Source organism: Thiofilum sp., from assembly GCF_016711335.1.
GTDB lineage: Bacteria > Pseudomonadota > Gammaproteobacteria > Thiotrichales > Thiotrichaceae > Thiofilum.
In genome coordinates this window covers 494818-509632 of sequence record NZ_JADJTF010000001.1, presented here as the reverse complement: position 1 = coordinate 509632, position 14815 = coordinate 494818, and the positions used below count along the sequence as shown (strand labels likewise).

Below are 14815 nucleotides of genomic sequence, written 5' to 3'. Positions count from 1 at the left end.
CGCGGATGGAAAAACGAGCATTAACATCTGATATTCTAGTCAGTCCTTTGGGGCTAGGCACGGTTAAATTCGGGCGTAATCAAGGGGTTAAGTACCCTAAAGGTTTTGAATTACCCAGCGATCAGCAAATCGATCATTTGCTAGGGCTAGCCTTTGATTTAGGGATTAATCTCATCGATACCGCACCCGCTTATGGTTTGAGCGAAGAGCGTCTAGGTAAGCGGCTGCTTAATCGACAGGAGTGGGTGATTGAAACTAAAGTTGGTGAATCCTTTGAGAAGGGCGAGTCGAGTTTTGATTTTAGTACCGATGCGACCCGCTTAAGCGTAGAGCGTAGTTTGCGACGGCTTAAAACCGATTATTTAGACCTCATCCTCATTCACTCTGACGGTAATGATGAGAAAATCCTCAAGTACGAAGGCGTACTCGATACCCTAATGCAAATGCAACAGCAGGGCTATATTCGTGCCGTAGGGATTTCTTCTAAAACGGTTGAGGGCGCATTGCTAGCCTATGAGTTAGGCTGTGATGCAGTGATGGCAACTTATAATCCTACCTATACCGACGAACTACCCGTGTTAGAAGCCGCAGCTAAGCAGCATAAAGCAGTATTGATTAAGAAGGCGTTTGCCAGTGGGCATTTAGATAAAATTGGTGGGGCTGATCCAGTCGAGCAAGCTTTAGGTTTTATTTTTGCCCAACAAGGTGTCACCAGTGTAGTGCTAGGCACGCTCAATCCCGACCATTTACGCCACAATGTCCAAGTCGCTAAAGCGGTATTAGGTGCATGAGTTTAGCGCGTAGTACTTACAGCGCCTTGTTGTATAGTTTAACCCCCTTTTTGCTGGGTAGAACCCTATGGCGTAGTATCAAGCAACCCCAACACCGTGAGCGATTGTTGGAGCGTTTAGGTTTTGTCCCCAAACGCCAAAGTATTCGTTCCTGTATTTGGTTACACGCGGTTTCAGTCGGAGAAACTATTGCCGCTAAGCCTTTGATTGAAGCGCTACTCACTACTTATCCTGATCATGATTTATGGATCACCTCTACTACGCTTACAGGTTCGCAAACAGTACAGCGACTCTTTAAAAACCGTGTGCTGAGTAGTTATATGCCCTATGATTTGCCGGATGCAATGCGCCGCTTTGTACAACGTGTCCAACCGAATCTAGTGCTGATCATGGAAACCGAGCTATGGCCTAATCTGTATGCTCAATGTGCTCAACACGCCATTCCACTAGCCTTATTAAATGCGCGTCTTTCGCCTAAGTCTTTTAAAGGCTATCAACAGTTCCACACACTGACCCAACCCACTTTGCAACCAGTGAGTTTGATTGCAGCCCGCAGTGCTCAAGATGCCGAGTACTTTAAACAGCTAGGTGCAAACGCTGCTGCGGTAAAGGTCGCAGGGAATATTAAATTTGATCTGAATTTACCCTCTGACTTAGCCGAAAAGGGGCGCTTATTGCGTAATAGTTGGGGCAAAGGGCGTCCGGTTTGGGTTGCGGCGAGTACGCATGCGGGCGAAGATGAGATCATCTTAGCAGTCTGGCAAAACCTTAAAGCTCGATACCCTGAACTATTATTAATCCTAGTGCCGCGTCACCCTGAACGCTTTAATGCAGTGGCTGAATTAGCGCAAACTACGGGTTTTAATATAATACGGCGTAGTGTCCAAACACCTTTTTCTCCGCAAACCGATATGATGGTGGGCGATACGATGGGTGAGTTATTGCTTTGGTATGCAGCATCAGATATAGCGTTTATTGGTGGCAGTTTAATTCCACAGGGCGGGCATAATCCATTAGAAGCGTCTGCTTTAAAAGTACCCGTGATTAGTGGTGATCAAGTTCATAATTTCGCCGATATTTACCCCCCTTTAATTGAGGCGGGTGGGGCAGTATTGGTGAATAATGCTCAGGGATTAGAGCAGCAAATACGGGATTGGCTAGAGCACCCTATAAGGCGTCAACAAGCTGGACAAGCAGGCTTTGAGTGGTTGCAACCGCATCGAGGGGTAGTCAAGCGTTTAATGCAATGGATTGAAGAGGTAAAGCATGAAAAAAGTTAGCTATATCAGTTTATTAGTATTGGCATTGTATTTAGTAGGATGCGATAAAAAACCAGAGGATACTCACACGCTCAGTCCACAAGCGGCTAAACCTATTGAGGTGAGTGAGGCACAAATTCGGGCGGGCAAAGAGATCCACGATAAAAATTGCATTAGTTGCCACGATAGCTCGGTCTATACGCGTTTAGAGCGGCGTATGAATAATTATCCTGAATTGTTAGCGCAAGTAAGGCGCTGTGATGCAAACTTGGCTACGCGATTATTTGATGAGGAAATTCAACAAGTCGCGCTTTATCTTAATCAAACCTATTACCAGTTTAATTTGCCATGATGACCTATAAGATCACCATTCTTGATACAGATTATACTTTTGAAGCTTTGCCCAATGAGACGCTATTACAAGCGGCGTTAAGGCAAAAAATCCCCGTACCTTGGGGTTGTGGAGGCGGAATTTGTGGTATCTGCTTAAGTAAAATAGTGTCGGGAACAATGGTTTATGACGGTGAGCCACTAGCACTATTTGAAGAAGATGTAGAGGCAGGTAAGGGACTGATTTGTGTAGGCTACGCCCGCTCGGATTTAGTGCTAGATGTGCCAGAGATGGATTGAAAGTTATTTAAGCTTATTGCTTTTAATAAACTCTAGCCAAGGTTTACCTTCAATCAGTAAATCTTTCACGCTCGCTTTGCCGTTTTTGACCATTAGTACAATTTCACCCTTTTGTCCGCGTATCGCTTGATCTAAAGCTGAGGCATATTGTTCGGGAATATAAAAGCGCTCAATACCTGCTTTAAATCCTTCGTTACTGCAAAAGCCCTCTAGGGGAATAGCACAATCTGCACTGGCTTCACTTTGTTTAGGTTGTAAGCATATTGTTTGACGCTGCCTTTTGGTACTATCCGTGCTAGTGCAAAAATCCCCTAAGCCATAATCAATCTGATAAATCAGATAATGTCCGGCTAATAAATCCCTAGGGTCAAAGCCTTGAATGGGCAAGCGTATTTCTACCCCTTGACCTAATTTATAAAAATGCCAACCCGCATTAGCAGTTAATAAAGCCAGTGGTAGAGCAATGGCGAGAGCTAGTTGCTGAGCACGATTCATAAACTTAGCTCCTGTGTCCATTGCTGTAAGCGTTTGCGGTACTGTTGCCATGCCCATGCAATAGCAATTAACAAAGCTCCAGAGATAATTAAACCGAAGCCTGTTGCTGCTAATCCACCGAGTGCTTGGAAATATAAAATAATAAATCTGATCCCAATCAATAAGGTCATAATATTAAAGCTAGTGGTTAAGCCTTGATTACCTACGTGCATAGCGTAAAGCGCTAAAATGATTAAAGTTAAAAGAGGAGCACGTATATCATCCGCTTGCCACCATGCAGTAGTCGTAGTGCTCGACCAAAAATAGTTATAATACGTTTCACCATTAAAAAATAAAGTAGGATGATAATAGAGTAGTAGTAATAATAAGCAGCTTATTAAGAGTACTCGATTTAATAAAGCATACTTACGATTCAATACAATACCTACCCCAATCATTAGGCTGAGTATTAATATCGTTATATACCAATAGCTTTCTAAATCATTACGTTCACCTAGGGTGCGTAAACCATCAATATAGCCTAATGCTACTAAACCACTAAATTGCATCCAAAATAAGGTACTAGCGCTTAAATTAGCTAAAGGCTTAATAAATACGCTAGCGTAATAACTAACAACAGCAATTAAAAAGCCTAGTAGAGGTAGTACTTGTAAAATAACTTCAAAGGGAATATCCGGCGAGGGTATAGCTAATAGTGTCCAAACCAAACCCGTTAAACTAATGCTCACCCATAAAAAGCGTGCTAACAAACGTCTAGCAAATAGCACAAGCGGTAAGGTCATCACTCCCCAGCCTAATAAGGCGTGATACCACTGTCCGCCTAAATGAAATAATTGTGAAATCAAGCCGATCATGGCGAGACAGCCAATGAGAAAACCCGTCAGCGCGGTTTCAAAGCCTAAAGGATGATTATGTTGATCTAATACCCAAATACTGACGCCGACTAAACTGAGTATGATGAGAGCAAGCGCTAATTTAACCAGCAGCGGAATAAAGGCCCAATTAGCCGCAATCAGAGAAATCACCCCCAACCCCATCACCGCCACCCCCAAGAGCATAATGGATACCCATAATTTGCGCGGTGGATTATGTTCTGCCTCAAAGCGCTCAATCGCTTGATATTGCTCAGGATTAATCAGATTGGCGGCTAGCCATTGTTGGAGCTTTTTGTCAATCGCAGTCACATTGGTGATCTCTTTTGGCGTCTAGGTGCAAAATAATTTACCTAAGTTTAGCACTCAGTGCGCTTAATACGCTTGTCATAAAAGATCCCTATGATAGTTGAGTTATTCCCTCCTATCTTTAGTGAGACTCAATGTATGAAAGCAAAAACCCCTTTAGCATTCATTATAGCCCTCGGTATGGGTATCGTAGTGTCGGGTTGTGGCGGCGGCTCTAGTTCTGAGGTTAGTGTCACCCAACGTATGGTAGGCAAAGTGATGGGTAGCGCTCCAGTACAAGGGCTGGCTTATACCTCCTCCGCCTGTGAAGCGAATTGTATTACTAATGCTCAAGGTGAGTACTTTTATTACGCAGGTAATAATGTGTCGTTCACCTTGCCGCCTAATACTAAAATGACGGTGAAAGCTGCACCTGTTATTTTGCCTAATGACTTTACTGCTGAAACAGGGGTGACCGATCCCAAGTCAGTGCGTTTAGCGCGTTTATTACAGAGTCTTGATGCAGACAATAATGTAGCGAATGGGCTAGATATTAGTGCCGCAGCCAGTAAATTACCTAGTGCCTGTGGATTCAATACCGATGCTGAGTTAGCCGCTTGTCAGTTAACCCATTTAGTGAGTGCTGCGACTGCTAAAACCGCATTGCAACAAGCATTAGCCGCCGTAGCAGGTACATTCCAATTTAAGATTCTGCATATTAACGATCACCACTCCCATACTGATCCTGATACCACAACAGTGGCTATTGGTGACCATAAGGCGACATTAACCACGGGTGGATTTGCCAATGTGGTAGCGGGGTTAAAGCAGCTCAGTAATGCTTCCACGATGCCGCTTTTAAAATTACACGGTGGCGATGCAATAACCGGAACGGTGTATTTTAGTTTGACTAAAGGCGAATCCGATGCCGCTGCTATGAATCAAGCGTGTTTCGATGCTATGACCATGGGGAATCATGAGTTTGATAGTGGCGATGCGGGCTTAGTAAAGTTTTTGGATTATCTTAAAGCAGGTAGTTGCCCTCCAGTAGCCTTAAGCGCCAATGTTCAGCCTAAAGTGGGTACTTCACCCTTAACGCCTAGCAGTGCGACGGATTATTTAAAGCCTTATACGGTTAAAGAACTCAGTGGGCAAAAGGTCGGTATTATTGGTTTAACGATTGCCGATAAAACCAAAGCTTCTTCTAGTCCCGATGCCACCACTATGTTTTTAGATGAAGCCACTACGGCGCAAAAGTATATTGATGAGCTTAAAGGTCAGGGCGTTAATAAAATTGTGTTACTCACCCACCATGGCTATGACCGTGATTTAGCCTTAGCACCTAAGCTCAAAGGGGTCGATGTCATTGTTGGGGGAGATTCGCACAGCTTAATAGGCAATGCTTATAATGATGTGGGCTTAAGTGCTCAAGGAGATTATCCGTCTTTTGTGCGTGATGCTGAAGGCAAACGTGTCTGTATAGTGCAAGCGTGGCAATACGCTCAAGTGATTGGTGAGCTAGATGTTAAATTCAATGCCGATGGTGATGTATTAGCTTGTGCGGGGACACCACACTTATTAGTCAGTCAGTTGAATACGGTTAATGCGGTAGTGGCTAATGCCAACGCTGATGCAATTAAGGCTACATCCTCTAATGACGCAACCATAAAAACAGTGATGGCAGCCTTAAATCAAAAGCCCTTTGCTGTGGTAACACCTGATGCTGCAACGAATACCGTGCTCAAACCCTTCCAAGATCAAAAAGCCAATTTTGCTAATAAAATTATCGGTGTGGCGAGTCAAAATCTGTGCTTTGAACGTGTTCCCGGACAAGGACGCAGCTCGATAGCAGGGTGTAATGATCTGACATGGCAACGCGGTAGCGATATTAGCAATATCGTCGCTAAAGCCTTTTTAGAGATGAGCAAAAGTTCTGATGTCTGTATTCAAAATGGCGGCGGGGTACGTATTGATGTGCCAGCAGGCAATATTAGTGTTGGTACGGCTTATACCTTATTACCTTTTGCCAATACGCTGACCGAAATCACTATGACAGGTCAACAAATTAAGGATGTATTAGAAGATGCTATGGATGCCACTACGGGGGGATCTACAGGTTCTTATCCTTATGCAGCGGGTTTACGTTGGACAGTGAATTTAGCTGAGGCTAAGGGTTCGCGTATTTCTAACTTAGAGATTAATCCACGGGTAGCAGGGAGTTGGACGGCTATTGATCTGAGCAAAAACTATAAGGTGGTGACCAATAGTTTTACAGCCAGTGGGCAAGATGGTTATCTAACCTTTAAAACTATTCCAGATACTTTAAAACTCAATACTTATTTAGATTACGCTCAGTCCTTTGTAGATTACGTAGAAAAGCTAACGGCTGAAGGCAAACAAATCAGTAAGCTGCCGATTGCTGAATACAGTACTCAACAATGTATTCCAGACATGGACGGTAAATATTGCACTCAACCGGCTGCCTCACAGTAAATTACAGCTCTAATAAAAAGGCTAAGGTTCTATAAGCTTTAGCCTTTAAAACTTACAAGTACTCTCACGCTCATCAAAGCCTAAGGTGTCTAAGTTATTCACTTGATGCAGAAAGCCTTTCATGGGTGCACGATCAATCACCCAATTATGCGTATGCAATAATAACGGTTGGCGCAATTGATGATCCCATGCTCTAAAGCTCACTCCATTCCCCTTAAACCCATCCATAGCTGTATCGGGAGCCGTGAGATACTCGGTTAAGGTCTTAAACTCAGTGGTGTTTTTGATTTGTACCGCTTCCGCAATCGCTTTTACCCCGATCCATGCCGCCCAATCGGTGCTGGTCATAGGACGCTCAGCTTTTTTCTCAAAGCGTTTTTCTAATTGTGGTGCACCGTGCCGTTCCCAAGCCCAATGCCAAGCGGAGGCATTTAAGCCCTCAGCACCTACTACTAGATTAGGTTTTAAGGTGTGATAGGGTACTTGGCGGGCAAATTCGCCGTGACTATCGGCAATAAAAATCACATCCTGATCGCCGCCCGTGAGAAGGGCTACATTATTTTGGTCGCGCTCACGCGGGTCATTGCTGAGAGCAAAGGTTTTCTTCTCAGTGATTTTTACCCCAAAGCGTTTAGCTGAGCGCTCAAAGGCTTGTGACCATTGCTCATCCATCGGCGAGCTTCCTGTCAAATGCAGCACTTTTGTCCATTTACGAGCCACTAAAAACTGCGCTAAAGCATCGGTTTGCATGGCATAATTGGGGAGCAAGTGATACAGATGCGGCTGGCAATCGGTTTGGCGTAGATTATCTTCCGGTGCGGAAATGTTGAGTAATACTAGCTCTTGATCACGCGTACTTTTAGCTAGTGGCGCTAACTCTGCTGCGGGCAAATCGGTTAGAACAAATTTAGCCCCTTTTTGTTTTAAGGCTTGCAATTGAATGCTTAAATCAGCACTGTCTTTTGCCGTAGCTTTTTCTAGGGCAAAAGACACATTAAGTGCTTTACCGTGATATTTGACCTCTCTTAAAGCTACCTCTGCCCCTGCATAAGGTCGACCTAAGGATTGACCTAAATACTTAGCAAAAAGCTGCTTCTCGCCATAACGCTTATCGATTTCGTCGTCTAGCTCCAAATAGCCAATTACATAAGTGGTTTCAGGTGTAGGGTCGTTTGCCCAAGCAGATGAAGCTAAGGCACTTAATAGGCATAAGCTGCCCAATAACACGGCTTTCATACCAATTTTCCTACTGACTTTCTTAATCCACTAATGCCATATAGGGTACACGTCCCACCGGAACGGATTTAATGACTTTATTGCTAGCCACATCAATCACCGATACGTCGTCACTGAGACCATTAACCGCAAATAGTTTAGATTCATCGGCATTAAATGACACATTCCACGCCCGCTCACCGACCAGAATATAATCTTGCACTGCACGGCTAGCGACATCTACTATAGCGACGCGATTAGCGCGACCCATACCTACATAGGCGGTTTTACCATCTTTAGTGAGAGTAATGCCTACGGGTGTTACATCCTCCATGCGGAAACCTTTAGGCTCAAATTTGATTTTATGAATCACTTCATTTTTAGCCAGATCAATAATGCTAACGGAAGCATCCAGTTCACTCGATACCCATAAATGCTGTTGGTCTGGCGTGAGTGCAAAGCGGCGCGGACGTTTACCTACGACAATATCGGCTACCGATTCACCTTTTTCTACGTCAATTACATGCACCATATTGGCGACTTCAGAAGTGACAAATACGGTTTTACCGTTGGGATGAGCTAACACCCCTTCAGGCTCTTCACCGACCTCAACCTCTTTAGTCATCTCTTTACTGGCTAGATCGAGAATCCCTAATGCACCGTCGTCTTCAAGCGAGATGTACATGGTTTTACCATCGGGGCTGAGATCAAACGCTTCAGGGTCTTCAATATCGTCGATTTTATCCACTACTTCGAGCTTAGCTATATCAATAATATCAATGCTTTCACCATCACCACAGGCGGCATAGATCTGAGTTTTGTCAGGATTAAAAGCGAGGTGGCGGGGGCGCTCAGAGGTTTTAATGGTTTTGACCACCTCAAGGGTTTTACCATCGAGTACGGTAATATTGTGATCTTTTTCGCTACTGACAAACACATAGCCGGTATCTTTGGCAAAGCTTAGAGCGCTAACACTTAAGCAAGTACTCAAGAGAGCAAGACGAATAATGCGTTTTAAGGACATGACAGGGTTCCTAGCGTTACAGAGGATACTGTACCCTAGCCGTATAGGGTTGGTAAAAGGTTGGGGGTAGACCATTGTACTGACACTTCACAGGTTTTCTTCATCTAAGATTTAAGAATGAAGTCATCTTTCTGTATGATTTTTAATAGTTTATTGGCTATGCTTATTAAGTTATCTTTTGATAATAGTTATAGCAGGCGAGGTGCTTATCGTGGTGTCTTTGAAGAAGTTACAAACAGTAGTTTGGGTGATAGGTTTTATGGCATGTTCATCGATAGTTTGGGCTGGAAGTTTAACGGGTACATGGAGCGGTACGGTGAGCAATGGACGTGAAACTGAAAGGGTAGTGCTGCGTTTTAGCTCTAATGATAATTTCATTAATAACTACGGTGAGTTAACGCATGTAGGGCAAGTGCAAAGATCAGCTCCCCCTGGTGGTGGAGTGATTACTAATAAAGTGCTGCTGCTAAATAAATCGCGTAATGGTTTGCAAGTAGTACAAGAGGTGAGTTTTGAAAAAACCTCTAATGGCTATTTGCATCAAGACTATGCTCGTGTGGGGCATGATATAAAACTAACGCCCCAAGGCTTACAGGTACAAATTAGTGCAAGGAACTCTAGTTATACCAGTGATGTGGGAAGCGCAGCCGGTGGGGGGAATGGTATGGTCGTAGCTACCGGAGTTTTACGTAAAAGCCGTTAGGTTGTACTCGCTCAGACAACATGGCAAACAGCCTCAGCAAGGTTTAAAGCTAGGAAAAGGTTGTCTGGGACCTTGAGCTTATTGCTTTAGTAGCTCCAGCTTTATGGTCGCTGTCACAGGTTTGCAAAGTATCTCTAGTATGTCCATGATCGTTTGCTATGACACAGCCTTTAATTAATACAGATGTACTTTACATAAAAAATATAGTGTTTATCGAGCATTAGACAAATATATATTCTATAAAATAAATTATAAAAATCCACTTGTTCTAAAAATTAGTACACTGGTCTTTTCAATCGTAGCTGTCAGCATAGTTAGTATTTTATCGTGATGTTTCCAATGAAATATAAATTGGTAGTGGCAGGGAAAACCTGCATGTTTGGCTTGCGATAAAAAATAGTAGTCACCTAGTTTACCCTCTGCCGCACAGATAACGGATTTAATATATCGCTATTAAAGCAGTATTGATTACTGTCTAAAAAATTTTTGTAAATGTTTAAACAAAGAGCTTATATATTAAAAATGTTAAATCATGAGTTATGATCTTAAATAATTAATTGTAAGGTAGTAAAATGTCCAGTATTTCTAATAATTACGGTTATAATCCAACTGTATCAGTACCCGTGGTAGCGGCTAATCCATACTCAACAACCAATACATTTAGTACCAATAATATAGGAGGTAGTAGTCCTTCTGATTTCATGACGATATTAATTAATATACTGAGACAGTTACTTAGTAGCCTTGGGCAGCAAAACTCACTTCCTACCGCTTCAGCACCTACTAATAACTCAACAACACAAAACTTAAATGGCTCTATAGTAGTTAGTGGTTTAGAGGGTTTGAAGCGTTATATTGCTGCTGTTGATAATAATGGTACTGTTAACAATGATAAAATACATGGTGGTATTAAGGATGGTGTAGGTGCTGTTAATACTTATGACGCCCGCACGAGTATCGTAGAGGGATATGCAGCAGAGTTCTATGCAGGTGAGCGTATTCGTAATCCCCAATTTATGTCGCAAATGACTACTATGTTATGGCGCGACTTTAATTCAACTAGACAGGCTGATCGAGATGCCGCGACATTTGCTTTAGTAGCTGCACGTTATAAAAATGCTGGTGGAGCTTATAATAATAATGCTTTAGCTAAGCTGCTGGAAAAAACCAATAATGATGATTTAGTGGTTGGAGGAGTTGGTACTACAGATGTCGAAACATTAGCAGCAGTCACCTCGGCTCTTAAACGTGGAACGCTTCAGTTAGGGGAGATTTTTGATCCTCTTAGAGGAACGGATGCACAAAATCAAAAGTCTGTGCAGGATACTGCTAAATATAAAAGTGCTATTAATGCTATCAAAATTGGTAATTTGGGCACAGATATTACCAATGGAGGTATTTTAGTAACAGCCAGTGGTTTTACTCACACGGTTCCTTTCACCTATAACTTAGGTAACACAATTACAACACCTTTATCACCTAGTAGCACAGGTTATGGTGGGGCTATGCCAGCAAGTTATGGTCTAGGCACGACAATAGCATCAAGTTATGGAAATGCCGGAAATGCCGGAAATGCCGGAAATGCCGGAAATGCCGGAAATGCCGGAAATGCCGGAAATGCCGGAAATGCCGGAAATGCCGGAAATGCCGGAAATGCCGGAAATGCCGGAAATGCCGGAAATGCCGGAAATGCCGGAAATGCCGGAAATGCCGGAAATGCCGGAAATGCCGGAAATGCCGGAAATGCCGGAAATGCCGGAAATGCCGGAAATGCCGGAAATGCCGGAAATGCCGGAAATGCCGGAAATGCCGGAAATGCCGGAAATGCCGGAAATGCCGGAAATGCCGGAAATGCCGGAAATGCCGGAAATGCCGGAAATGCCGGAAATGCCGGAAATGCCGGAAATGCCGGAAATGCCGGAAATGCCGGAAATGCCGGAAATGCCGGAAATGCCGGAAATGCCGGAAATGCCGGAAATGCCGGAAATGCCGGAAATGCCGGAAATGCCGGAAATGCCGGAAATGCCGGAAATGCCGGAAATGCCAGATAAACAGCATTAATATAAAAGATGGTTCTTTAGGAGTGATATAGGGTGATGAAATGTCACCCTATATGTCGTTTTTTGCTGTTACTAGATTAGGATATTTATTATGTCACAGATTATTAGTGGTTTAGGCGGGCAATCATTATATGGAGGATTGAACGGTATTAATAGCAGTTCAGCTATTATTTCAAATACACAATTTAATAATCCTTTAGAGAGTACTGTCGATTATAGTGCTTTGATCAGAGTATTAGTTACTATTTTACAGCAGTTATTAAGTCAATCATCAGATAATACAACTAGACCAACACCAACTGTTGCTGATACTAGCAACAATTCTCAGCCTTTTAATAGAAGTAATAACTTTAATACAGCAAGTAACAATAATCTATTAAGCGCTGCTAGTAATCAAAACTCCGAGGATGATAGAAATATTGATTTTAATATACTGTCGGCTACTCAACGGGATCAATTGGGTATGACACCAAGAGAGCGAGCCATTCTACATTTATGGGGGCGTCAAGTCATTTCAGCCGGAAAACAAGATGGAGGTATTTATACTAATGTGTTGGGAGCGGATGGTACAGGCACTAATTGGGCGAATAAAGCTGAGGTTGAATTAGTAAAAGAGTTACGTGCTGCTGAAAAACAACAATTTGGGGGTGATACGGGTATATTTCTAGACCAACTTTATTTTAATTTAGTAAAAGAAAAAACAGGTGTTGATATGTCAACACGCTATGCTAATCGACCTGTTCATTTTTCTTCAGGTGCAGTATCAATTATTACGGATATTAATTTACTACACCAAAGAACAGGTTTAACAGAGTTTGAGCAGGGAGCACTCCGTTTATTTGGACATGATCCACTTATTAATGGTAAATTTGATGGCTCAGTACTTGACTACACAATTAGTAATAATAATGCACTAGATGGATCACGTAATTCTTCAGGAAACCCAATAGATAAAGTAGTCCGGCAACTACTAAATGAAGATATACAAGATGATGGACAGCGTAATGGTTCGTCATTAATGAAAAGTGTTATCACTATTTTGGATCGTTTATACTCTTCTAACTGATGTTGGTGAAAAAATTCTAGTATTAAAGGAGATTTTGTTAATGAATTTATTAGGTAGACAAAAGGTTAGCTGAGAACTTTGGACAAACTTGCTAAAATCCCCCTATGACGATTAGCAGGTAAAGCTCCATGCTCAAATTCCCCTACGGCAATAGCGATTTCTACTCTTTGCGTACCGAGGGCTATGTCTATTTAGATCGTACCCACTACCTCGCCAAGCTCGAAAACGCAGGCAAGCAACTCATCTTCCTACGCCCGCGCCGCTTTGGTAAATCATTATGGCTCTCGACCCTAGCCCATTACTACGATGTGAATCGCAAAGCTGATTTCGAGCGCCTATTCGGTGAACTAGCCGTCGGCAAAACTCCCACACCAGAACGCAATCAATACATGATATTGCGTTGGGATTTTTCCCAAGTATTAGCGCAAGGCGATACCGAAGCTATTACTCAAAATCTATTCCGTCATATTATGGCGACCTTGCAAGACTTTTTGTTGAGATACAAAGGTCTATTAAAAACAGAACCTAAATTGATCTATGAAGATGCACTATTTTCTTTTCAATCGGTATTAAGCGCGGCACAGGCGAGTGGTTATCAAGTCTATTTACTGATAGATGAATACGATAATTTTGCTAATGAGCTACTCATGCACGTTCAAGCCGATCAACAAAGTTATTTAGAGCTGGTAAGAAGCGAAGGTGTACTAAAAACTTTATTCAAAGCCATTAAATCAAATGCCTCAGACGGAAAAATAGGGCGAGTATTTATTACCGGAGTATCACCTGTAGTCTTAAGCGATATGACTAGCGGCTATAATGTGGCTACTAATATTTATTTACTACCTCATTTCAACGCCTTATGTGGTGTGACTGAAACCGAACTTACAGAGCTAGTGAATCAAGTAGCCTCAGAGTGCCAACATCCGCCAGAAACTATCTCGCAAACCTTAGCTACCATGCGCTCATTTTATAATGGTTATCGTTTTTGTGAGGATATGACTCAACCCCGCCTGTATAATCCTACGCTAGCTTTGTACTATCTGCATTATTACAAGGAATATTGCTCGGCTCCCTCGCAAATTCTCGACGGCAATTTAGCAATGGATGCTAATAAGATTGCCTATATAGCCAGTTTACCCGCAGGTAGAACAGTTATTAATAACATTCTCAATGCTCAACAGGCGTTGACTATTCCCCAATTAGAAAATCAATTTGGGATGGAAAAGCTACGCAATTTGAAAAATGATCCTAATTATATGATTGCGCTGCTCTACTTTTTTGGAGTGCTGACTATTAGCGGGCGCGGTGCAATTGGCGGACTTATTTTAAGTGTACCGAATCTAGTCATTCACGGCTTATATATTGCAGAACTTAAAGAGCGCTTATTACCGGATGGTATGGAGCGTTTTATGCTGCAACAAATGGCAGAGCAATTTTATCAAACTGCTGAGTTGCAGCCTTTAGCTGAATTTATCGAAACTAAATACTTTGCGATTTTAAATAATCGTGATTATCGCTGGAGTAATGAGCTAACCGTTAAAACAGCTTTCTTAACGCTATTATTTAGCGATACCTACTACATTATGGATTCCGAGCCTGCCTTACAACGGCGCTATTCAGATTTAACGCTGATTACTCGCCCCAATATGCGCCAGTATGCATTGCTGGATATAGTATTTGAATTTAAGTACTTGAGCTTAGGTGATTTAGGTTTGACCGGAGAGCAAGTTAAAAACCAAAGTCGTGAGCAACTAGCGTTATTACCTTTAGTGCAGACAGCTTTACAAAATGCTCAGCATCAATTAGCCCATTATCGCCAAGTATTGATCGATAAATACCAAGAGCCAGAGCGCCTGCGTTGCATCGCAGTAGTCGCGCTAGGTTTTGAGCGTTTGGTATGGCAGATACTCGAATAAAGT

At 42.6% G+C, this 14815-nt stretch carries 13 protein-coding genes; 9 read left to right on the top strand and 4 right to left on the bottom strand.

The genetic code is table 11. The features are described from left to right. Positions 1–5 precede the first annotated feature (5 nt). Genes IPL34_RS02455 through IPL34_RS02440 form a run of 4 tightly spaced genes read left to right on the top strand, consistent with a single transcriptional unit; the run spans position 6 to position 2680 of the window. Positions 6–791, top strand: a complete 786-nt coding sequence (locus IPL34_RS02455; RefSeq protein ID WP_296837181.1) for an aldo/keto reductase — start codon at positions 6–8, stop codon at positions 789–791. After that, positions 788–2071 (top strand): lipid IV(A) 3-deoxy-D-manno-octulosonic acid transferase, encoded by a 1284-nt coding sequence (gene waaA, locus IPL34_RS02450; RefSeq protein WP_296837178.1) that lies wholly within the window; start codon positions 788–790, stop codon positions 2069–2071. The genes IPL34_RS02455 and waaA overlap by 4 nt, the downstream gene beginning before the upstream one ends. Next, on the top strand, positions 2058–2402 hold the full coding sequence (locus tag IPL34_RS02445) for a cytochrome c (protein ID WP_296837175.1): 345 nt from the start codon (positions 2058–2060) through the stop codon (positions 2400–2402). Before waaA ends, IPL34_RS02445 begins: the two co-directional genes overlap by 14 nt. Then, complete coding sequence (locus IPL34_RS02440; protein ID WP_296837173.1) at positions 2399–2680, top strand: 2Fe-2S iron-sulfur cluster-binding protein; 282 nt, start codon at positions 2399–2401, stop codon at positions 2678–2680. The genes IPL34_RS02445 and IPL34_RS02440 overlap by 4 nt, the downstream gene beginning before the upstream one ends. A 3-nt stretch (positions 2681–2683) precedes the next feature. Here the strand turns inward: IPL34_RS02440 and IPL34_RS02435 are convergent, their stop codons facing one another. Both IPL34_RS02435 and IPL34_RS02430 read right to left on the bottom strand, forming a co-directional pair. After that, entirely contained in the window at positions 2684–3175 is a 492-nt protein-coding gene (locus tag IPL34_RS02435; protein ID WP_296837170.1) for a GDYXXLXY domain-containing protein, read from the bottom strand. Further along, the gene (locus IPL34_RS02430; protein ID WP_296837167.1) at positions 3172–4359 is read right to left on the bottom strand and encodes a DUF2157 domain-containing protein; all 1188 of its coding nucleotides are present in this window, start codon (positions 4357–4359) and stop codon (positions 3172–3174) included. The genes IPL34_RS02435 and IPL34_RS02430 overlap by 4 nt, the downstream gene beginning before the upstream one ends. A gap of 135 nt (positions 4360–4494) precedes the next feature. Between IPL34_RS02430 and IPL34_RS02425 the strand changes: the two genes are divergently transcribed. Next, entirely contained in the window at positions 4495–6828 is a 2334-nt protein-coding gene (locus IPL34_RS02425; protein WP_296837165.1) for a 5'-nucleotidase C-terminal domain-containing protein, read from the top strand. A gap of 45 nt (positions 6829–6873) precedes the next feature. Here IPL34_RS02425 and IPL34_RS02420 read toward each other — a convergent pair whose 3' ends face one another. After that, a complete protein-coding gene (locus IPL34_RS02420; RefSeq protein ID WP_296837162.1) occupies positions 6874–8064 on the bottom strand; it encodes an ABC transporter substrate-binding protein in 1191 nt (396 codons plus the stop codon). 22 nt (positions 8065–8086) lie between these two features. Further along, complete coding sequence (locus tag IPL34_RS02415) at positions 8087–9067, bottom strand: PQQ-dependent catabolism-associated beta-propeller protein (RefSeq protein WP_296837159.1); 981 nt, start codon at positions 9065–9067, stop codon at positions 8087–8089. 259 nt (positions 9068–9326) lie between these two features. On the opposite strand from IPL34_RS02415, the gene IPL34_RS02410 reads away from it, so the two are divergent. The 4 genes from IPL34_RS02410 to IPL34_RS02395 all read left to right on the top strand — a co-directional run bounded on the left by IPL34_RS02410 (position 9327) and on the right by IPL34_RS02395 (position 14812). Continuing rightward, positions 9327–9770 (top strand): hypothetical protein, encoded by a 444-nt coding sequence (locus IPL34_RS02410; protein ID WP_296837156.1) that lies wholly within the window; start codon positions 9327–9329, stop codon positions 9768–9770. A 572-nt stretch (positions 9771–10342) separates the two neighbouring features. Further along, positions 10343–11821 carry a hypothetical protein gene (locus IPL34_RS02405; RefSeq protein WP_296837154.1) on the top strand — a complete coding sequence of 493 codons (1479 nt, stop codon included), beginning with the start codon at positions 10343–10345 and terminating at the stop codon, positions 11819–11821. 100 nt (positions 11822–11921) lie between these two features. Next, a complete protein-coding gene (locus IPL34_RS02400; RefSeq protein WP_296837151.1) occupies positions 11922–12896 on the top strand; it encodes a hypothetical protein in 975 nt (324 codons plus the stop codon). A gap of 128 nt (positions 12897–13024) precedes the next feature. Beyond that, on the top strand, positions 13025–14812 hold the full coding sequence (locus IPL34_RS02395) for an AAA family ATPase (RefSeq protein ID WP_296837148.1): 1788 nt from the start codon (positions 13025–13027) through the stop codon (positions 14810–14812). The last annotated feature ends 3 nt before the right edge of the window (positions 14813–14815 follow it).